Source organism: Marivivens aquimaris (assembly GCF_015220045.1).
In the GTDB taxonomy this organism is placed as follows: domain Bacteria; phylum Pseudomonadota; class Alphaproteobacteria; order Rhodobacterales; family Rhodobacteraceae; genus Marivivens; species Marivivens aquimaris.
Window position 1 is genome coordinate 1,046,592 of sequence record NZ_JADBGB010000001.1, and the last position, 18,601, is coordinate 1,065,192.

Consider the following 18,601-nt stretch of genomic DNA (forward strand, 5'->3'; position numbering starts at 1 on the left):
GGAGGATGTCATGGCACACTCGATCGCTGAGATTGCAAAGGCTCTGAACGCTGAGGCGTTCGGGGCAACCGACATCATAGTAGACGGCGCGTCCGAACCCGCTTCGGCTGGTCCGCGCGATCTGGCGCTGGCGATGTCGCCTGCATACGGCGAGAAACTGGCCGAAGGGCAGGCCCGCGCTGCCATTGTATGGCCCGGAGCCGATTGGAAAGCGCTGGGGCTGGAAGCCGCGATCATCGCGCCGCGCGCCCGCCTCGCCATGGCTCGCCTCACGCAGATGCTCGATACGCCGTGGGATATCGAGGACGGCATCCACGTCACTGCAATCACTGACGGCGCGGAGATCGGCAAGGGCGTCGCCATCGGTCCTTATAGTATAGTGGGCAAAGGCGCCAAGGTCGGCGCTGGCTCTCGCATTGCGGCCCATGTCGTCATCGCACCGGGCGTTGTGATCGGTGAAGGCTCGGTGATCCTCGACGGGGCCAAGATTTTGCGACGCGTCACCATCGGCGCGCGCGCAGTCATTCATCCGAACGCCGTGATCGGCAGCGACGGGTTTTCGTGGGTCTCGGCCGATGTATCCAACGTCGAACGCGCCCGCGCCACGATGGGCGAGGCCGAGGCGAACATCCCCGACGATCCAAGCTGGCACCGCATCCACTCCCTCGGCGGGGTGGAGATCGGTGACGACTGCGAAATCGGTGTCGGTAGCACCATCGACGCAGGCACCATCCGCGCAACGAAGGTCGGCAACGGCTGCAAGATCGACAACGGCTGCCACCTTGGCCACAACGTCACGATGGGCGATCACTGCCTCATGGCGGGGCACGCTGCCGTTGCGGGCTCGACCGTGATCGGAGACCGCGTTGTGCTTGGCGGACAGACCGGCGTCGGTGACAATCTGAAAATCGGTGACGATGTCGTTACGTCGGCAGGGACGATCGTTCTTGCAAATGTACCATCGGGTCGTGTGATGATGGGCTACCCTGCGACGACGATGACGCAGCAGGTCGATATGTATAAGGCACTCCGCCGCCTACCGCGTTTTTCGCGCGACAAGGTCGGATCGTCAAAATCTGGTTTCAATAGCAAGCCAGAATGACTAGATCATCAGCGCGGCCTTTCGGGTGCGCGCTGTAAAGGGATACGGGGACTACAGCATGACGAACGACGTTCGTGAAAAAACCATTGCTATCATTGCCGAGCAGGCCGTTCTGGAGCCGTCGGACGTGAAGATGGAAAACACTCTCGAAGATCTGGGCATCGACAGCCTCGGTCTGGTGGAAAGCATTTTCGCGATTGAAGAAGCCTTCGACATTACTGTCCCGTTCAATGCCAACGAACCCGAGAAAAGCGATTTCGATATTTCGACCGTCGCGTCGATCGTTGCTGCTGTCGAGCAGCTGGTGACGGAAAAGGTCTAATCCAGAATGCACCGCGTCGTCATTACCGGAGCCGGCACGATCAACGCGCTCGGCCATGATGTGGCTTCCACCCTTGAGGCAATGCGCGAAGGGCGCTGCGGGATCGGGCAGCTCGATGTCCGCGATGTGGAACGTCTGGCCGTGCAGATCGGCGCGCAGGTCAAAGATTACGACGAGCAGGTGCATTTCAACCGCCAGCAAATCGCGCTGTTCGACCGTTTCACCCAGTTCACGCTGCTTGCCGCGCGTGAAGCGATGGCCCAGTCGGGTATCGTGTTTCAAGGCGAGCTGGCCGACCGTTCGGGCGTGATCCTCGGCACCTCGGGCGGCGGTCTGTCCACGCAGGACGAAAACTACCGCGCAGTTTACGAGGAGGGGAAGAACCGCGTTCACCCCTTTATCGTGCCCAAACTGATGAACAACGCCGCGACCAGCCATGTGTCGATGGAGTTCAACCTCCGCGGCCCGTCGTTCACCGTTGCGACCGCCTGCGCGTCGTCCAATCACGCCATGGGCATGGCATTCCAGATGATCCGTTCGGGCATGGCGCAGGCGATGCTGACGGGCGGATCGGAGTCCATGCTGGTCTTCGGCGGCGTGAAAGCGTGGGAAGGTCTGCGCGTCATGTCCAAAGACGCCTGCCGTCCGTTCAGCGCCACCCGCAACGGCATGGTGCAGGGCGAAGGCGCGGGTGTTTTCGTGTTCGAGGAATACGAGCACGCCAAGAAGCGCGGCGCGGTCATTCTGGCCGAAGTCGTCGGCTTTGCCATGTCCTCGGATGCGTCCGACATCGTGATGCCGTCGAAGCAAGGCGCGGCGCGCGCGATCTCCGGCGCGCTGAAAGACGGCAAGATCAACGCCTCTGACGTTGGCTACATCAACGCCCACGGTACCGGCACGGCAGCGAACGACAAAACGGAATCGGCGGCCGTCGCGGATGCGTTCGGCAGCCATGCGGACAAGCTGATGATCTCGTCCACGAAATCCATGCACGGCCACCTGATCGGCGGTACGGGCGCGGTAGAGCTTCTGGCGTGTGTCATGGCGCTGCGTGACGGCGTGATCGCGCCGACCATCGGCTATGAAGAGCCCGATCCCGAATGCGCGCTGGACGTGGTCCCGAACGAGGCGCGGGAGGCGAATGTGGACACGGTGCTGTCCAACGCCTTTGCCTTTGGCGGGCTCAACGCTGTCCTCGCGCTTCGCAAAGCCAACTAAGAAAAAACGCCGCCCCGAAAGGCGGCGTTTCCGTTTTCAGATATGGCGCGGATTAGCGCGGTGCGGTCGCCTGTTCGAAGCCAGCAGTGAAGCCGGTCAGCGACATATCGAGCAGCACTTCTTCGCCATCCGAAGCACCGGCGGGAACGAGGCGCACGGTGCCCTTGTTGCCGCGCTTGAGGCTGTTCAGTTCTTCCGCACGCAAACCGATGCGCGAGACGCAGCCAGCCTGGTTACAGAATTCGAACGGGTAGCGCTGCGGCTGGCCACCATCGACGGTGAGCGTCACGCCTTCGGGGATCAGGGTCATCAGCGGAACGACGATCACAGCGCCAGCGACGACCTCGTTACCTTCGGGCAGCGGGAACATCTTCACTTCGGAAACGGCATTATCGTCACCGTCGGTCAGAAGCTGGTAGATCTGGCAGTCGTCGGTGTTGCCTTCTTCCGCCTTCATGCAGCGCACTTCCCAGTCGCCCGAGGTTTCCTTGATATAGACCTGACCCGGCTGCGGGACGGTCGGCTCTGCGGTCGCTTCGCTGGTCGTCTCTGCGGTCGCGGCGGCATCGTCGGTGGCGGGCTCGGCGTCCTGAGCAAAGGCGGCGCCACCCATGGCGATCAGGGCGATCGTTGCGAGCGGTTTAAGCGTGTTGATCATCATAAATCCTAAATTATTCGTCGGTGCGAAAGCTAACATAGGATTGAGATAGTGCCAGTAGGGTTTGCTGACAATTGCAGGCGATCACGGAGTGATGAAAATACTTGAACTTTGGTTCGTAAAACTGTGATCCAAAAGTAAAAAGGAGCCGCAACGCAGCTCCTTTTCACATCTCTCCCTGTCGGACTTGGCCGACTATTTGTGCAGACGCTACGCAATGCAGCACGTACCGTCAACAGGCAAAATGCAGGATTTTCGCTGTTAAGAAAAAAGCCGCGCCAAGAGGGGCGCGGCAAGTCCTTCAGGGAGAAGTTTACTACAAAGCTGACCGCTCTGGAGTAACTTCGTTATACCGTAAAATCGTAAAAGTTGTATTGCGCAAAGGTACAACACCGACGCGCGAAAGTATTAGCCGAGCGGACGTATCTTCACGGTTGCAACGCGGTTGCGTTCCTTCTCCAGAACCTCGAACCGAAAGCCGTGGAAGCTGAATACCTGACCACGCAGCGGGATCAGTTGCGCCTCGTGGATGACAAGGCCCGCAACGGTGTTCGCCTCGTCATCGGGTAGGTTCCAGTCGCGCGCACGGTTGAGGTCGCGGATGGTCATCGCACCGTCAACGATCACCGCGCCGTCTTCGGTTTCGGTGATCTGGTCGTTGTCTTCTTCGTCGAATTCGTCGGCAATCTCGCCGACGATTTCCTCAAGGATGTCCTCCAGCGTGATGAGACCTTCCAGCCCGCCATATTCGTCCACCACCAGTGCAAAGTGCGATTTGCGTTTCAGGAACTGACGCATCTGGTCGTCGAGCGTGGTGGTTTCGGGGATGAAGTACGGCTCCATCGCCACGTCGAGGATGTTGAAGTTCGCCATTTCCTCGGGCTCGATCCGGCCGTCGGCCATCATGCGGTTGAGGGCGCGCAGCAGGTCTTTGGCGTGGAGGACACCGACGACGTTTTCCATCTCGTTGCGATAGAGCGGCAGGCGGGTGTGCGGGCTTTCCAGCACGCGGTCGAGGATCTCGGTGACGGGAAGATCGGCGTCCAGCATTTCAATGTTGGAGCGGTGGGTCATCACCTCTTCAACAAAGCGGTCGGACAGGTCGAGCGCGCCGAGGATACGGTCGCGGTCTTCCTTTTCCACCACGCCTTCGGAGTGGCCAAGGTTCAGCGCGCCCGCGATTTCTTCGCGGACGGCGAGGATGTGGCTGTTCGGGTCGGTGTCGACGCCAAAGACGCGCAGGACCAGGCGCACCAAAAGGCGGACCGCAGACACGATGGGCGAAAAGATCAGGATGACGAACTTGATCGGGGCCGCGACACGGCTCGCCACGGTTTCGGCATTGGTGATCGCGTAGGTTTTCGGCAGCACTTCGGCAAAAATCAGCACGAGCAGGGTCATCGCCAGCGTTGCGACAGCCACACCGTTCTGGCCGAATACCTTCGTGAGCAGGGCGGTCGCCAGCGAGGTCGCAAGAATGTTGACCACGTTGTTGCCCAGTAGGATCGAGCCGATCAGGCGCTCGCTGTCTTCTGTCACCTCCAGCGCGTTTTCGGCGGAGCGGGAGCCTTTGTCGGCGGCAGCGCGCAGCTTGCCGCGGCTGGCAGCCGTCAGCGCGGTTTCGGAGCCCGAGAAGAACGCCGAAAGCACCAGCAGCACAAGGATGCCGGCGGCAGTGAACCAGAATGCAGTGTCGAGAGCCGTAGTCATATGATTTTCCGAGTTTCTCTCTCGGTTATGGGGCGCGCGGGCCCTTGTTTCAAGTTGTCTTGCCGCTCTTTCGCGCCAGCGGGTGATGTTCGAGCACCAGTGATTTCAAGCGCTCGTCGACCACATGGGTGTAGATTTCCGTGGTCGCGAGGTCTGCATGGCCGAGCATGGTCTGGATGACGCGCAAGTCCGCGCCGCCTTCGAGCAGGTGCGTGGCGAAGGCGTGGCGCAGCGTGTGGGGCGTGACCGATGCGGGCGAAATGCCCGACGCGACGGCCAGTTCCTTGATCAGCATAAAGAACCGGTGCCGCGTAAGGTGGCCGTCCTTACCGCGCGAGGGAAACAGGAATTTCGAGGCGGGCTGGCCTTTGCGGCGGGCGAGTTCCTCGGCGTTGTCGCGTTCGATCAGCCAGTCGGTTATGGCCGCGCGGGCGGGGTCGGACAGTGGGACCATCCGCTCTTTGCCGCCTTTACCGCGCACCAAGACCATCTGCGGATCGCCCCTGACGGCGGCGACGGGCAGGCTGACCAGTTCGGTCACGCGCATCCCTGTGGCGTAGAGCAGTTCCATGAGGCAGGTGTTCCGCGCCACTTCGCGCCCGTGGGTCCGCGCGGCGTGGAGCAGTTTGTCGACGTCTTCCACGGTGAGCGTTTTCGGCAGCTTCTTTGTCTTCCCCGGACCGCGGATCTGGATGGCGGGGTTGTCCTCTCGCCAGCCTTCTTCGAACGCGAAACGGTAGAGTTGTTTGATCGCGGACAGGCGGCGGGCGCGGGTGGATTGGGCCAGCCCCTCGGCCTCGCAAGCGATCAGATAGCCTTCGACCTGATCCTGCATGACTGTCGCGAAATGGACATCGCGCCGTTCCAGCCAGCCGGCGAAATCCTTGAGGTCGCGGGCGTAGGCCAGTTGGGTGTTGGTGGCCGCATCGAGCTCTGCCGCCTGCGCTTCAAGGAATGCCTGCACCCAATGAAGCATCGGCTGCTCGGCTGGTGTCACGACGGACGCTCCAGCAGCAGGTATTCGAGGGCGGCGCGGCGGGCCACGTCCTCAAGTCCGACAGCCCGGAAGGTGGCCAGCGCCTCGGTGATGCCGACCGGATCGCCCGTCATGCCTTCGCCGAAGGTCGCGATGGCGCGAAGCAGCGCCTCGCCCAGTTTGCGCTCGCCCAGCAGGGTTGAGGTGATGTCCGGGACGGGAGTGCCTTGGAAGGCGTTATAGATTGTGCGCTGCTTGTCGGACTGCGGCTCGACCTCGCTGACGTCACCGCGCGCGACGGCGATATAGAACGCCTCGTCGACGTCGGTCGGCACGTAGGTCTGCGCGGCCTCTTCATATTCGGGCGACAGCATCGCGATGCGGAAGGCGAGTTTCTTAGCCTGGCCAGTCAGCGGCAAACGCGCCAGGTCTGCGGCGAAGATACGGGCAAACGGAGCCTCGGCGCGGGCTTCTTCCATCGCGGCCCAAGCGGCGGGCAGGGTGGAGGACACGGCGCTCGGGTCGCCGGAGTTGATCGCGGTGCTGAACTGCTGGAACGCTTCGGCACGATCCCAGACACCGCCCGATGCGGCGGGGCTGCGTTCTTCATAAAGCGCGCGTAGGACGTTGGAATTGATCGCATCGGCACGGGCCAGACGCTCGGCGGCTTCCAGACGGGTGCGCCAGCTCATGATGTCGCGCAGGTCGGCGTAGGCGAAGGCGCGGGGCAGAGAAGTCGTCGCGATCGGCTCGCCGATGGCTTCGAACATGCGGAAGACCAGCGGGCTGAGGCGTTCGGGCTGCTCCAGCGGGGCAGAAATATCATCGAGGTGCGCGTCGAGGAACCGCTCGACCAGCAGCTCCAGATCGGCAGGCATATCGCCCAGCGCGCGGGCGGTGTTGAACACAAGAACCGCGTCATCCCAGTCGCCGCCCCGCGCGAGGCAGAAAATCTGCGCCGCCTCTGTAGGTGACAGGTCCGGCACATCGTTGAGCATCGCGCAGGTCGCTTCCTCGGTCCCCGTCAGCAGCGAGATATCGAACCAGCGGCGGAAAATTTCGGGCCGCTTGAGGTCAGCGGCCTCAACCAGCGCCTGCGCCTGTTCGAGCTGTCCAAGGTCCAGCAGTTTATCGAGACGTGCGAGGAACAATGCGCCGTCGGGACCGGCATCATGCGGGGCCACAGCCTCGGCAAGAAGTAGCGTAACGAGCAGATCCTGCACCGCAGGCAGCATCGACGTGCGCTCCGCGTTCACCAGATTGACCAGCGTCGATTCGTCCGACTGTTGCCAGAGGTTCATCGGCAAACCAGTGATTTGCGCCGAAAGAATGCCGACCGTATCTGGCGACGCGCTATCGAGCGGCGTGACGGTCACGTCCTCGTCCACAGCGCCTTCCATGCCGTTCGGCACCGCTTGCTCCAGCGGCTGTTCGGTCGTGGGATCGACGCTACGCGACAGCCAGTCGATCGCCGAAAGCGGCTGTTCCGACTGGGCGCTCGCGGTGCTGGCGATCAACGCCAGTAAGGATATCGTACCGGCAAACCGCATGTGATTACTCGACGTCCAATTCAATCGGCTGGGTCACGGTCTGCGTCGGCGCGTCAAAGTCCGAGGGGAAAATCAGCGGTCCGACATAAGCGTAAACCACCAGACCGATGCCTGCCAAAATCAGCAGAACCAGTAGAAGCTTGATCAGTTTCCACAACATTCCCGAACCTTTCTTGCCTTCTTTGCCTCGACGGGCTTTGCACCCTTGGCGGTCTTTATATATTCCCTTGAACACAAGATCACGTCAGTTTGGATAACAAAATGGGCCCTCGGGTGCAGGAGAGCGATCACGACACCGACAACTCGGTCGCGAAAGCTGAAAAATACCGTCTGCATCGCACGGTCGTTCTTGTCGGGATGATGGGGTCGGGCAAGAGCGCGATCGGCAAGGCGCTCGCCGCAAAACTGGGCGTTCCCTTCGTCGATTCGGACCACGAGATCGAAGTCGCCGCCAATGCCACCATCGCAGAGATCTTCACCCGCGACGGCGAGGAGTTTTTCCGCCGCCGCGAAAGCGAGGTAATCGAGCGCCTTCTGTCCGGTCCGCCCTGCATCCTGTCCACGGGCGGCGGTGCCTTCATGGCCGAACGGAACCGCACCGCGATCACCGAAAAGGGCGTGTCGGTCTGGCTGAAGGCGACGCTGGATACGCTCTGGGACCGCGTGCGCCACAAGGACACCCGTCCGCTGCTGCGCACGCCGAACCCGAAAAAAACGCTGTCGGAACTGATGACGAAACGCGATCCGATCTACGCGCTGGCGAACCTCAGCGCGCAAACCAAAAAGGGCAACAGCATCGAGGCGACCACGAACGCCGTGATCCGCTCTCTGCTGTCCCGCCCTGATGTACTGGAGAAAGAGTAATATGCAGCAAACCGTGCACGTCGGCCTTCCGGGCCGCGAATATGATGTGGTGATCGGACCGGGCCTTCTGGAGGAAGCCGGTGCGCGCATCCTGCCGCTGCTGCGCAAACCCACCGTTGCGATCATCACCGACGAAACCGTCGCGGGCTTGCATCTGAAAACGCTCGAAGCCTCGCTGGACAAGGCCGGCATCTCCCACACCGCGCTGGCGCTGCCCGCTGGTGAAAGCACGAAAGGGTGGGAGCAATTCTCCCGCGCCGTCGAATGGCTTCTGTCCGAAAAGGTAGAGCGTACCGGCGTTGTCATCGCCCTTGGCGGCGGTGTGATCGGTGACCTCGTGGGCTTTGCTGCAGCGGTCGTGCGCCGCGGTGTTCGCTTCGTGCAGATCCCGACGTCGCTGCTGGCGCAGGTCGACAGTTCTGTCGGTGGGAAAACAGGCATTAACGCGCCCCAAGGCAAGAACCTGATCGGCGCCTTCCACCAGCCGAGCCTCGTTCTGGCCGACACCGCGATCCTCGCGACGCTGCCCGAACGCGATTTCCTCGCGGGCTACGGTGAAGTCGTGAAATACGGCCTGCTCGGCGATGCGGAGTTCTTCGACTGGCTGGAGAAAAATGGCCCCGCGCTCCGCGACGGAGACATGGAAGCCCGCGTCCATGCCGTGACCCGCTCGGTGCAAATGAAAGCCGAGATCGTCATGCGCGACGAGACCGAGCAAGGCGACCGCGCGCTCCTCAACCTCGGCCACACGTTCTGCCACGCACTGGAAAACGCGACGGGCTACTCCAGCCGCCTCCTGCACGGCGAAGGCGTGTCGATCGGTTGCGCGCTGGCATTCGAACTCTCGGCCCGCCTTGGTCTGTGTAGTCAAGAAGACCCCAGCCGCGTCCGCGCTCACCTCAAAGACATGGGCATGAAAACCGACGTCACCGACATCGACGACGATCTGCCGGATGCAGAGGCGCTTCTCGATCTGATGGGACAGGACAAAAAAGTCCTCGACGGCAAACTGCGCTTTATCCTCGCGCGCGGCATCGGCGAAAGCTTCGTCACATCGGACGTGCCGCGCGATGCAGTCCTTGATGTTCTGAGCGACGCGCTGAACGGATAAGACAGCGGAGGGGCGCTGCCCCTCTGGCCTCCGGCCATTCATCCCGGGATATTTAGGGCACAAAGGCAGGGCGACCTGCGCTTCATTCTGATAAAAATACCTCGGGGGAAGCCCGAAGGGCGTGGGGGCAGAGCCCCCTTGGACAAAAGAAAACCCCGCCGGATGGCGGGGCTTTTTGTTTAGAACGGGATTTCGTCGTCCATGCCGCCGGAGTTGCCACCGCCGGAGGGGCCACTGTCGTAGCCGCCGCCGTAGCCGCCGCCCGACGAGGACGGGCCGTTGTCGTAACCGCCGCCGTAGCCACCGCCACCGCCGCCACCCTGACCGCCGTCACCGCGGCCGCCGAGGAGCGTGAGGTTGCCGGTGAAGGGACGCAGAACGACCTCGGTCGTGTAGCGGTCCTGACCGGACTGGTCCTGCCACTTGCGGGTTTCCAGCTGGCCTTCGACGTAGACGGTCGAGCCCTTGCGCAGGTATTGCTCTGCAATGCGGCCCAGGGCTTCGTTGAAGATGGCGACCGAGTGCCATTCGGTGCGCTCGCGGCGCTCACCGGTGTTGCGGTCTTTCCAGTTTTCCGAGGTGGCGATGCGCAGGTTGACGACTTTGCCACCGTTATTGAAGTTGCGGACTTCCGGGTCGCGACCCAGATTTCCGATCAGGATGACTTTGTTGACTGAACCGGCCATGCCGCGTCTCCCTCGAATCTCGTTTCTTTTGTTCGGGACGTTACATCATCCCGTGCGGGATGAATAAAGCACAAAGTCCCTCACGTCCGGTAAATACCCAGCGGGCAGAGAATTGCCGATCACGGAGCTGTGTGGTTTTCCTGATGGAACCTATGTCCTAGGTTTGCCGAAACAAACGGGACAGGTGCGGAACGATGCGAATTTTGGCGATTGCTGCGGTATGCAGCGTGGTTGCTGGTGGCGCGCTGGCGGATAGCGTGTCGTCGTCGGGCCGGATGGCCCTGTTCCAGAGCCAGTTGTCAGTCCTCGATGGCCGTGCATCCGAGCAGTACTCGACCTCCAGCCGTTTGATGCCGACCAGCCCGCCTGCGCCGATTGCCGTGTCGGCTCCGGCTTACAATGGCGGTTATAGCGGCGAGTATCTGACGATGGCCCGCTCGGCTGCCAGCAAGTATAACGTGCCCGTTGATCTGTTCCTGCGCCTCGTGCAGCAGGAGAGCGGCTGGAACTCTTCCGCCAAGAGCAGCAAGGGCGCGATCGGTCTGGCGCAGCTGATGCCGGCGACTGCGACGTTCCTTGGTGTCGATCCGCACAATCCGCGTCAGAACCTCGAAGGCGGCGCGCGTTATCTGCGGATGCAGTACGACCGTTTTGGCGACTGGCGTCTGGCGCTGGCTGCCTACAACGCGGGCCCTGAGGCCGTGGACCGCTATGGTGACGTGCCGCCGTACCGCGAGACCACCCACTATGTCGCGGTGATCTGGGGCAGTTAATGCGCCTTGCGGAAGGCTGACGGGGTCATGCCTGTTTCGTGCTGGAAGCTACGGGTGAAGTAAGCCGCAGACGAGAAACCCAAATCCGAAGCGATTGTTTTCACGGGCGTTTTGCTGGTGCGCAGGCGCTCGCGTGCCTCGTACAGAATGCGGTCGTTGATGATGGCGAGCGCCGATTTCCCGCAGGTTTGTTTGCAGCAGCGGGTGAGGTGCGTCGGGGTTACGCCAAGCTCGCGCGCGTAGGCGGTGACGCCTTTTCCGGATGCGAATCCACGCTCCAGCAGATCTGTGAAAGCTGCCACCAGACGTGCGGCGGAGCTTGTGGTGCGGCCCGTGGTATCGACGGGCGGGTTGTCCTCAAGCTGACGCTGGAAGAACACCGACATGATGCCGAGCATGTGGTGCGCGGCGCGTTCATGGCCTGCGCGGCCGGATTTCATTTCACGCTCCAGACTGTCGAGGGTGCTGACGAATTCCTTTTGGATCAGCACGTCGCGCATCCGCAGGTGAACGGGGTCTTCGGGCCATTCGTGAGCGAGGGCACGGGGGATCGAGATGACGTAGCCAAAGACAGTCGTTCCGGCCTCGTAGCCAAACAGCGTATTGGCGGGGACGTAGATCAGGTTGTTCGCGCCGTAGCCGCTGGTCAGGCCCGACACGGTAATGCGGCCTTGGCCCTTGGTGAAGAAGATCAGTCGCGGAGAGCTATAGCTGCGCATCGCCTCGGTCCGCCATTTGCTGGCGGCGTTCTGCGGGACGATATGGGTCAGCGAGAGGGCGTTCTGCGCTGGGTCGGCATAGGGCTTCGGCGGGGTCATCGTCGGCTCCGATGTTCGGTTTGTGCAACCTTTACCGAAGCGATTCGACCAAGCAACGGTTTTGATTCGCACCCGTAAAACCGTTGTAAACTTGCCGCATCAGGGCAGGGCGACGGGCCTCCAATGTTTCATTCTGTTACGAAACCACGTGCGTTGGCGCTTGGCGTACTGGCGTGACGCGGTGACGGCGGCGTCGCGGGCGTCCTCCAGCGTCATCGCGCCTTGGAGGTGCGCAATCATCTCGGGCGCGCCGATGGCTTTGGAGGACAGATAGCTCGGGTCCCAGTGGGGCAGCATGGCACGGGCTTCGTCCAGAGCGCCGCTCTCAATCATCAGATCGAAGCGTCGGCCAATACGTTCGTTCAGCCAGTCCACATCGGGGCGCAGCACTAGCGCGTGCGTGTCAGCGGCAGGCAGCAGCGGCGGGGGCGTGTCGTCCTGCCAGTCGGCGAGTGCGCGCCCCGTGGCTGTCAGCACCTCCCAAGCGCGCTGCACACGCGGGCGGTTGTTCGTATCGATCCGCGATTTCGTTTTGTCGTCGAGCGCGGCGAGCAGATCGGGCAGGGCGATGAGGTCACCCTCAGCACGAACCTCAGGCGGGGTCGCGGGGATTTCCACCAGCCCTTCGGTCAGCGCCATGAAGTAGAGGCCCGTGCCGCCGACGATGATCGGGCGCTCTCCGCCCAGCAGAGGGGTCACATCGCGCAGCCAGTGACCCGCCGAATAGGGCTGATCGAAGGGCACATGGCCGTAAAGTTTGTGCTCCGCCCGTGCCAGATCAGAATCATCGGGCCGCGCGGTGAGGATGCGCCAGCCGCTAAACACCTGTAATGCATCGGCATTCACGATCACGCCGCCCTTGGCCTCTGCAATGCGAAGCGCCAGTTCGGATTTGCCCGAGGCCGTCGGACCCGCAATGAGCACGGGCTTTTCGGCGGATATGCTATCGATCAGTGACACGAAATGCGGCAACCTTTCCTAGATGCTGTGCAGGTTTTACAGAGAATTCACACAACCTGCCAATTTCCGGCGATACCGCCATTGCCCTTTCGCGCCTTTTGCGACATTTTCCACGCCGATCAAAGTACCAGCGCGAGGATAGAGCCATGACCGACGGCAAGGATGTGAAATTCAAACGGGTCATGCTCAAAATATCAGGGGAAGCCCTGATGGGCGACGGCCAGTTCGGCCTCAACCCGCCGACCGTTGAGCGCATTGCCCGCGAAGTCAAATCGGTCCACGACCTTGGCGTCGAAATCTGCATGGTCATCGGCGGAGGTAATATCTTCCGCGGCCTTCAGGGCTCCGCACAGGGCATGGAACGCACCACTGCAGACTACATGGGCATGCTCGCGACCGTGATGAACGCGCTGGCGATGCAGTCCGCGCTTGAAACGCTCGGCGTCTTCACCCGCGTCATCTCGGCCATTCCGATGGATCAGGTTTGCGAGCCCTACATCCGCCGCCGCGCGGTGCGCCACCTCGAGAAAAAGCGTGTGTGCATCTTTGCCGCCGGCACGGGCAACCCGTACTTCACCACCGACACCGCCTCGGCGCTGCGTGCCAACGAGATGTCCTGCGAGGCGATCTTCATGGGCAAGCAGGTCGACGGTATCTACGACAGCGACCCCAAGAAGAACCCTGACGCAAAGCGCTTCGACCGTATCTCCTACGACGAGGTTTTCCGCCAGAATCTCAAGGTGATGGACGCTTCGGCTATTGCGCTGGCCCGCGACAACAACATGCCGCTGATCGTGTTCAGCCTCGACGAGCCGGGCGGTTTCCGCGGTATCCTCGCGGGTGAAGGCACCTATACAACTGTGCACCGTTAAGGTTATAGCAGTCCGAACCGAAGAATACCCCCGAGGGGAGCAGAAAGTATGTCCGAAGATTTTGAACTCGACACCGACGACCTGACCCGCCGTATGGACGGCGCCATTTCCGCGCTGCGCACCGAATTCGCTTCGCTGCGTACCGGCCGTGGTTCGGGCTCCATGCTGGAGCCGATCCAGGTCGAAGCCTACGGCACCATGACGCCGATCAACCAGCTGGGCACCGTCAACGTGCCCGAGCCGCGCCTTGTCACCATTAACATCTGGGACAAGGCCATGGTCGGTAAGGTCGAAAAGGCCATCCGCGAGTCCGGTCTGGGCATCAACCCGCAGCTCAACGGCACCATCATCATGCTGCCGATCCCCGAACTGAACGAAGAACGCCGCCGCGAGCTGACCAAGGTCGCAGGCCAGTACGCCGAACACGCTCGCGTTGCGATCCGTAACCTGCGCCGTGACGGTATGGACCAGATCAAGAAGGCCAAGAACGACGGCCTTTCGGAAGATGACCAGAAGTTCTGGGAATCCGAAGTTCAGGATCTGACCAACAAGTACGTCAAGCAGGTCGACGATCTTCTGGAGAACAAGCAGGCGGAGATCATGCAGGTTTAAACCTGCATGTTTCGTGGCGAGGAACTCCAGTATGGACGGACATTTGGAAACTGACCAAGACGGTCCGCGCCACGTCGCGATTATCATGGACGGCAACGGCCGCTGGGCGCAGCAGCGCGGGCGGCCTCGTCTTTTCGGGCATCAGGCCGGTGCCAAGCGTGTCCGCGAAATCGTCGAAGCCTGTCCGCCCAACGGCGTGAAGTACCTCACGATCTTTGCTTTCTCGACCGAGAACTGGAAACGCACCCAGACCGAAGTTGCCGGTCTGATGAAGCTGTTCCGCATGTATATCCAACGCGAAGCCCGCGCTTTGCTTCAGGCAGGCGTGCGTGTCCGTTTCATCGGTGACCGCGTGAAGCTGGAGCCAAAGCTGGTCACGCTGATGGACGAGCTGGAGCTTCTGACCTCGACCAACGACAAGTGTCACCTGACCATCGCGCTGAACTACGGCGGCCGCGATGAGGTGACCCGTGCGGCCCAGCGCCTCGCCTATGAGGTGGAGCAGGGCAACCTGACCCACAAGGACGTCGACGCCGAAACGCTGTCGCGTTTTCTCGACACTCGCGTGCTGCCTGACCCCGATCTTGTGATCCGGACATCGGGCGAAGCGCGCATTTCGAATTTCCTTCTGTGGCAGTCGGCCTATTCTGAATATGAATTCGTCGATACGCTCTGGCCTGACTTCACGGCCGAAGAGTTCGGCAAGGTCGTCAAGAACTACGCCAACCGCGAACGTCGGTACGGCGGAATCAAAGGCTAAGATGCGCGAACGTGTCAAAAACAAATGGCGTGACCTCGGGCCACGCGTGACTTCGGGCATCGTGCTCGCAATCATCGGCGGTGGCGCACTGGTCCTCGGACATTTCGTCTTCCTTCTTTTCATCTCGATCTGTGCAGGTCTGATGATCTGGGAAATCTACCGGATGGGGCATCCGCTCGCGAACCTGCGCGCCAAGGCGTTCGGAGTTGTCGGCGGCATCACGGTATTCCTGTGCGTGTTGATCCCGTTCGGTGCAGAGGGCGTGATCTTTGCGCTGCTGGCCGCCGCGATCTTTGCCACGATCAAACGTGACCGCGTATGGCTGTCGCTTTACGCGTTCGGCGTTCTGGCCGCCTGCGGGTCGATCTGGATGCTGCGTGAGCTTTCGCTGCCCTATACGCTCTGGCTCGTGCTGGTGGTCGTAATGTCCGATATCCTCGGTTATTTCGTGGGTAAAAGCCTCGGCGGTCCGAAGTTCTGGCCCGCGATCAGCCCCAAAAAAACATGGTCCGGCACCACTGGCGGCTGGGTCGGCGCGGCAGCAATCGGCTGGGCGTTCTCCGAAGGCTCGACCGTAGCAGTCCTCGTACTTATGTTCACGTCGGTGTTTATGGCCTTTGCGGGCCAGCTGGGCGATATTGCCGAAAGCGCGCTGAAACGTCGGGCAGGGGTCAAAGACAGTTCAGCCCTCATTCCGGGGCATGGCGGTCTGCTTGACCGGTTCGACGCGCTGATGGCCGCAGCACTGGTCCTCGCGGCATATGTCGTGATCATGGAGCCGTTTATCGCGTCGAAGGGATATTGATGAGACGTGTGTCCATTTTCGGCGCAACGGGAAGCATCGGACAGAACACGATCGACCTGATTGCCCGCGCTCCGCAGGAATACGATGTGGTCGCGCTGACGGGTGCCCGTAACATTTCGCAATTGGCCAAGGACGCGATCCGGCTGAACGCCGATGTTGCTGTGACCTGCCATGAAGAATTATTGCCCGACCTGAAAGACGCGCTGGCTGGAACTGGCGTCGAAGCCGCCGCAGGTGCGGACGCGATGCGCGAAGCGTCCCAGCGTCCAGCCGATTGGGTCATGTCCGCGATTGTCGGCGCTGCCGGTCTGTTGCCGGGGCTGGAGGCGTTGAAGCAGGGCGCGACGCTGGCGCTTGCCAACAAGGAGTCGCTCGTGACAGCGGGTCCGCTGCTGATGCAGACCGCCGCCGAGCACAACGCGACCGTCGTTCCCGTCGACAGCGAACATTCGGCCGTGTTCCAAGCGCTGGTGGGTGAGGATCTGTCTGCCGTCGAGCGCGTCATCATCACGGCCTCGGGCGGTGCGTTCCGCGACTGGCCGATGGAGAAACTGGCGACAGCCACGGTTGAGCAAGCCTCCACCCATCCCAACTGGGATATGGGCCAGCGGATCACCATCGACAGCGCCTCGATGTTTAACAAGGCGCTCGAACTGATTGAGACCAAAGAGTATTTCGGCGTTCACCCCTCGCAGATCGAGGTTCTGGTCCACCCCGAAAGCCTGATCCACGCGATGGTCGGCTTTAACGACGGCGCGCTGATGGCCCACGTTGGGCCTGCTGATATGCGCCACGCCATCGGCTACGCGCTGCATTGGCCCGAGCGCCGCAAACTGCCTGTCGAACGTCTGGACCTCGCCAAAATCGGCCAATTGACATTCCGCGCCCCCGACGATGCGCGTTACCCCGCGCTGGCGCTGGCGCACCGCGTGATGCATGAAGGCGGCCTGTCCGGCGCGATCTTCAATGCCGCGAAGGAACGCGCCCTCGACGGGTTCATCGCGAAGAAAATCGGGTTCCTCGACATGGCACAGGTCGTCGAACGCACAATGGACACTATGTCGCCCTCGACTGATCGCACAAATGCCCACGGGATTGATACGATCATGCAAGCAGACACCGAGGCCCGCGCACGCGCTTCGGAAATCATGGAGACGATGGATTAACAGATGACCAGCTTCCTGCCCAATTTCGGTAACATCGCTCTGGCCATCCCTGCCTTCGTTATTGCCCTGTCGATCATCGTGGCGATCCACGAATACGGCCACTACATCGTCGGTCGCTGGAGCGGCATTAAGGCCGACGTGTTCTCGCTCGGCTTCGGTAAGGTGCTGTTTTCGCGCGTCGACAAGCACGGCACGCAGTGGCAGCTGGCGGCGATCCCGCTCGGCGGCTACGTCAAATTTCGCGGCGATGCGAACGCGGCGAGTGTGAACACCAGCGATGTGGGCGGGCGTGATACGATGCTTGGCGCGCCGCTCTGGGCGCGCTCGGCAACTGTCGCTGCGGGTCCGATCTTCAACTTCATTCTGACGGTCGTCATCCTCACTGGCCTCGGCCTTTGGTCGGGCAAGGCGACGGACCCGCTGACCCTGCGCACCGTGCCGGAACTGCCCGCGACCTATCTGCAAGAGCTTGAAGCCGGCGACCAGATTATTGCCGTGGAAAACATGGACGCCCGCTCGGTCGCCCAGTTCGCTGCCGCGCTTGACGATCTGCCGCTGGAGCCGTCGCTGACCTACACCATCGTTCGCGATGGCGAGGAGATGCAGGTCGAAGGCCCGTATCCGCAGACGACCCGCGTCATGAGCCTGACCCAGAACGGCGCCGCGCGTGAAGCCGGTGTTCTCGAAGGTGACGTTGTGACCGCGATCAACGGGCAGGAGGTCTTTGCCTTCAGCCAACTCATGGAGCTTGCAGGCGCGTCCGATGGCGAGCCGCAGGTTCTGACGCTGTGGCGCGATGGCGGCGTCATCGACATCACCGTGACGCCCGACCGCCGCGATCTGCCCACCGCAGACGGGTTCGAAACCCGTTGGCTTTTGGGTATTTCGGGTGGCATTTTCTTCGAACCGGTCACCGAAACCCCCGGTATTTTCGAGGCCATCGGCAACGCCTTTGAAGGTCTGTGGTACATCATCGACCTGTCGCTGACGGGCATGAAGTACATGATCCTCGGCGAAATTTCGACCTGTAACCTCTCCAGCCCCATTGGCATCGCAGAGGCGTCGGGCCAGATGGCTGCGGCAGGTGCGCTCGATTTCATCCAGTGGATCGCGACCCTTTCGGCGGCAATCGGGCTGATGAACCTCTTCCCGATTCCCGTGCTCGACGGCGGCCATTTGGTGTTCTTTGCCTATGAGGGCATCACCGGCAAACGTCCGAGCGATGGCGCGATGCGTGTGCTGATCGTCGTGGGCCTCGGCCTCATTCTGTCGCTGATGCTGTTCGGCATCCTGAACGACGCGATCTTCTGCCGCTGAGAAATCCGCCTGACTTCGCGCAGCGCCGTAAATTCGCCCAAATCGGGGAATATACGTTCGCTGTAGTGTAAGGAGGCAATGGATATGGCTTATATCACCGCCGGATATGATCGTCTGTCGTTTCTGGCCCGTTTGAACTGGGACAGGTTCCTGTTTGCGGGGGCCGTGCTTGTGGCGCTGGTGGCCGCGAACTACCTTGGAAACGAGCTGATCGAGATGGCTTGGACCGACCTTCACTAAAGCCCGCCCAGCGCACCCGAAAGGGTGCGTTGTTGTTTTGACAAGGCCCATCATTCTGGGTAGGTCAGAAGCTGACTGTTT

Annotated in this window: 21 protein-coding genes; 13 read left to right on the forward strand and 8 right to left on the reverse strand. The window is 61.5% G+C overall.

Annotation, left to right across the window (positions count from 1 at the left end; translation table 11 throughout):
• Positions 1-10 precede the first annotated feature (10 nt).
• Genes IF204_RS05225 through IF204_RS05235 form a run of 3 tightly spaced genes read left to right on the forward strand, consistent with a single transcriptional unit; the run spans position 11 to position 2,642 of the window.
• Complete coding sequence (locus IF204_RS05225) at positions 11-1,102, forward strand: UDP-3-O-(3-hydroxymyristoyl)glucosamine N-acyltransferase (protein WP_194095211.1); 1,092 nt, start codon at positions 11-13, stop codon at positions 1,100-1,102.
• Positions 1,103-1,160: 58 nt separating this feature from the next.
• Entirely contained in the window at positions 1,161-1,424 is a 264-nt protein-coding gene (locus IF204_RS05230) for an acyl carrier protein (RefSeq protein ID WP_194095213.1), read from the forward strand.
• Positions 1,425-1,430: 6 nt separating this feature from the next.
• A complete protein-coding gene (locus IF204_RS05235; protein WP_194095215.1) occupies positions 1,431-2,642 on the forward strand; it encodes a beta-ketoacyl-[acyl-carrier-protein] synthase family protein in 1,212 nt (403 codons plus the stop codon).
• Positions 2,643-2,694: 52 nt separating this feature from the next.
• On the opposite strand, the gene IF204_RS05240 is transcribed toward IF204_RS05235, so the two are convergent.
• From IF204_RS05240 to IF204_RS05260, 5 genes are all read right to left on the reverse strand, one after another.
• Positions 2,695-3,300, reverse strand: coding sequence for an invasion associated locus B family protein (locus IF204_RS05240; protein ID WP_194095217.1), 606 nt, complete (start codon positions 3,298-3,300; stop codon positions 2,695-2,697).
• 408 nt (positions 3,301-3,708) lie between these two features.
• Positions 3,709-5,010, reverse strand: coding sequence for an HlyC/CorC family transporter (locus tag IF204_RS05245; RefSeq protein WP_194095219.1), 1,302 nt, complete (start codon positions 5,008-5,010; stop codon positions 3,709-3,711).
• Between the two features lie 49 nt (positions 5,011-5,059).
• The gene (locus IF204_RS05250) at positions 5,060-5,986 is read right to left on the reverse strand and encodes a site-specific tyrosine recombinase XerD (RefSeq protein WP_194098151.1); all 927 of its coding nucleotides are present in this window, start codon (positions 5,984-5,986) and stop codon (positions 5,060-5,062) included.
• A 17-nt stretch (positions 5,987-6,003) separates the two neighbouring features.
• Positions 6,004-7,536, reverse strand: a complete 1,533-nt coding sequence (locus tag IF204_RS05255; RefSeq protein ID WP_194095221.1) for a hypothetical protein — start codon at positions 7,534-7,536, stop codon at positions 6,004-6,006.
• A gap of 4 nt (positions 7,537-7,540) precedes the next feature.
• Complete coding sequence (locus IF204_RS05260; RefSeq protein WP_194098259.1) at positions 7,541-7,696, reverse strand: hypothetical protein; 156 nt, start codon at positions 7,694-7,696, stop codon at positions 7,541-7,543.
• A 101-nt stretch (positions 7,697-7,797) separates the two neighbouring features.
• On the opposite strand from IF204_RS05260, the gene IF204_RS05265 reads away from it, so the two are divergent.
• Both IF204_RS05265 and aroB read left to right on the forward strand, forming a co-directional pair.
• Positions 7,798-8,400 (forward strand): shikimate kinase, encoded by a 603-nt coding sequence (locus IF204_RS05265; RefSeq protein ID WP_194095223.1) that lies wholly within the window; start codon positions 7,798-7,800, stop codon positions 8,398-8,400.
• 1 nt (position 8,401) lies between these two features.
• The gene (gene aroB / locus IF204_RS05270; RefSeq protein WP_194095225.1) at positions 8,402-9,511 is read left to right on the forward strand and encodes a 3-dehydroquinate synthase; all 1,110 of its coding nucleotides are present in this window, start codon (positions 8,402-8,404) and stop codon (positions 9,509-9,511) included.
• A 179-nt stretch (positions 9,512-9,690) separates the two neighbouring features.
• Here aroB and ssb read toward each other — a convergent pair whose 3' ends face one another.
• Complete coding sequence (ssb, locus tag IF204_RS05275) at positions 9,691-10,197, reverse strand: single-stranded DNA-binding protein (RefSeq protein ID WP_194095226.1); 507 nt, start codon at positions 10,195-10,197, stop codon at positions 9,691-9,693.
• Between the two features lie 194 nt (positions 10,198-10,391).
• On the opposite strand from ssb, the gene IF204_RS05280 reads away from it, so the two are divergent.
• The gene (locus IF204_RS05280) at positions 10,392-10,970 is read left to right on the forward strand and encodes a lytic transglycosylase domain-containing protein (RefSeq protein ID WP_194095228.1); all 579 of its coding nucleotides are present in this window, start codon (positions 10,392-10,394) and stop codon (positions 10,968-10,970) included.
• Here the strand turns inward: IF204_RS05280 and IF204_RS05285 are convergent.
• Positions 10,967-11,788 carry a helix-turn-helix domain-containing protein gene (locus tag IF204_RS05285; RefSeq protein ID WP_194095230.1) on the reverse strand — a complete coding sequence of 274 codons (822 nt, stop codon included), beginning with the start codon at positions 11,786-11,788 and terminating at the stop codon, positions 10,967-10,969. The two genes, IF204_RS05280 and IF204_RS05285, sit on opposite strands and share 4 nt — an antisense overlap.
• A gap of 99 nt (positions 11,789-11,887) precedes the next feature.
• Positions 11,888-12,748, reverse strand: a complete 861-nt coding sequence (gene miaA / locus IF204_RS05290; protein ID WP_194095232.1) for a tRNA (adenosine(37)-N6)-dimethylallyltransferase MiaA — start codon at positions 12,746-12,748, stop codon at positions 11,888-11,890.
• Between the two features lie 146 nt (positions 12,749-12,894).
• Here miaA and pyrH point away from each other — a divergent pair, with 146 nt between their 5' ends.
• The 7 genes from pyrH (at position 12,895) to IF204_RS05325 (ending at position 18,520) form a co-directional block, all read left to right on the forward strand.
• Positions 12,895-13,620, forward strand: coding sequence for a UMP kinase (pyrH, locus tag IF204_RS05295; protein ID WP_167638781.1), 726 nt, complete (start codon positions 12,895-12,897; stop codon positions 13,618-13,620).
• A 48-nt stretch (positions 13,621-13,668) separates the two neighbouring features.
• The gene (frr, locus tag IF204_RS05300; RefSeq protein ID WP_194095234.1) at positions 13,669-14,232 is read left to right on the forward strand and encodes a ribosome recycling factor; all 564 of its coding nucleotides are present in this window, start codon (positions 13,669-13,671) and stop codon (positions 14,230-14,232) included.
• A 31-nt stretch (positions 14,233-14,263) separates the two neighbouring features.
• The gene (gene uppS / locus IF204_RS05305) at positions 14,264-14,992 is read left to right on the forward strand and encodes a polyprenyl diphosphate synthase (RefSeq protein WP_194095236.1); all 729 of its coding nucleotides are present in this window, start codon (positions 14,264-14,266) and stop codon (positions 14,990-14,992) included.
• A 1-nt stretch (position 14,993) separates the two neighbouring features.
• Positions 14,994-15,797 (forward strand): phosphatidate cytidylyltransferase, encoded by an 804-nt coding sequence (locus IF204_RS05310; protein WP_194095238.1) that lies wholly within the window; start codon positions 14,994-14,996, stop codon positions 15,795-15,797.
• Entirely contained in the window at positions 15,797-16,963 is a 1,167-nt protein-coding gene (gene dxr, locus IF204_RS05315; protein WP_194095240.1) for a 1-deoxy-D-xylulose-5-phosphate reductoisomerase, read from the forward strand. The genes IF204_RS05310 and dxr overlap by 1 nt, the downstream gene beginning before the upstream one ends.
• 3 nt (positions 16,964-16,966) lie before the next feature.
• Positions 16,967-18,280 (forward strand): RIP metalloprotease RseP, encoded by a 1,314-nt coding sequence (gene rseP, locus IF204_RS05320; RefSeq protein ID WP_194095242.1) that lies wholly within the window; start codon positions 16,967-16,969, stop codon positions 18,278-18,280.
• A gap of 84 nt (positions 18,281-18,364) precedes the next feature.
• Positions 18,365-18,520: a hypothetical protein gene (locus IF204_RS05325; protein WP_167638787.1), complete on the forward strand. Its 156-nt coding sequence runs from the start codon at positions 18,365-18,367 to the stop codon at positions 18,518-18,520.
• Positions 18,521-18,601 lie beyond the last annotated feature (81 nt).

Bases quoted from the DNA above. Each gene is read 5' to 3' on its own strand.
- IF204_RS05225 (WP_194095211.1), top strand. From the start codon at position 11: ATGGCACACTCGATCGCTGAGATTGCAAAGGCTCTGAACGCTGAGGCG.
- IF204_RS05230 (WP_194095213.1), top strand. From the start codon at position 1,161: ATGACGAACGACGTTCGTGAAAAAACCATTGCTATCATTGCCGAGCAG.
- IF204_RS05235 (WP_194095215.1), top strand. From the start codon at position 1,431: ATGCACCGCGTCGTCATTACCGGAGCCGGCACGATCAACGCGCTCGGC.
- IF204_RS05240 (WP_194095217.1), bottom strand. From the start codon at position 3,300: ATGATCAACACGCTTAAACCGCTCGCAACGATCGCCCTGATCGCCATG.
- IF204_RS05245 (WP_194095219.1), bottom strand. From the start codon at position 5,010: ATGACTACGGCTCTCGACACTGCATTCTGGTTCACTGCCGCCGGCATC.
- IF204_RS05250 (WP_194098151.1), bottom strand. From the start codon at position 5,986: ATGCTTCATTGGGTGCAGGCATTCCTTGAAGCGCAGGCGGCAGAGCTC.
- IF204_RS05255 (WP_194095221.1), bottom strand. From the start codon at position 7,536: ATGCGGTTTGCCGGTACGATATCCTTACTGGCGTTGATCGCCAGCACC.
- IF204_RS05260 (WP_194098259.1), bottom strand. From the start codon at position 7,696: ATGTTGTGGAAACTGATCAAGCTTCTACTGGTTCTGCTGATTTTGGCA.
- IF204_RS05265 (WP_194095223.1), top strand. From the start codon at position 7,798: ATGGGCCCTCGGGTGCAGGAGAGCGATCACGACACCGACAACTCGGTC.
- aroB (WP_194095225.1), top strand. From the start codon at position 8,402: ATGCAGCAAACCGTGCACGTCGGCCTTCCGGGCCGCGAATATGATGTG.
- ssb (WP_194095226.1), bottom strand. From the start codon at position 10,197: ATGGCCGGTTCAGTCAACAAAGTCATCCTGATCGGAAATCTGGGTCGC.
- IF204_RS05280 (WP_194095228.1), top strand. From the start codon at position 10,392: ATGCGAATTTTGGCGATTGCTGCGGTATGCAGCGTGGTTGCTGGTGGC.
- IF204_RS05285 (WP_194095230.1), bottom strand. From the start codon at position 11,788: ATGACCCCGCCGAAGCCCTATGCCGACCCAGCGCAGAACGCCCTCTCG.
- pyrH (WP_167638781.1), top strand. From the start codon at position 12,895: ATGACCGACGGCAAGGATGTGAAATTCAAACGGGTCATGCTCAAAATA.
- frr (WP_194095234.1), top strand. From the start codon at position 13,669: ATGTCCGAAGATTTTGAACTCGACACCGACGACCTGACCCGCCGTATG.
- uppS (WP_194095236.1), top strand. From the start codon at position 14,264: ATGGACGGACATTTGGAAACTGACCAAGACGGTCCGCGCCACGTCGCG.
- IF204_RS05310 (WP_194095238.1), top strand. From the start codon at position 14,994: ATGCGCGAACGTGTCAAAAACAAATGGCGTGACCTCGGGCCACGCGTG.
- dxr (WP_194095240.1), top strand. From the start codon at position 15,797: ATGAGACGTGTGTCCATTTTCGGCGCAACGGGAAGCATCGGACAGAAC.
- rseP (WP_194095242.1), top strand. From the start codon at position 16,967: ATGACCAGCTTCCTGCCCAATTTCGGTAACATCGCTCTGGCCATCCCT.
- IF204_RS05325 (WP_167638787.1), top strand. From the start codon at position 18,365: ATGGCTTATATCACCGCCGGATATGATCGTCTGTCGTTTCTGGCCCGT.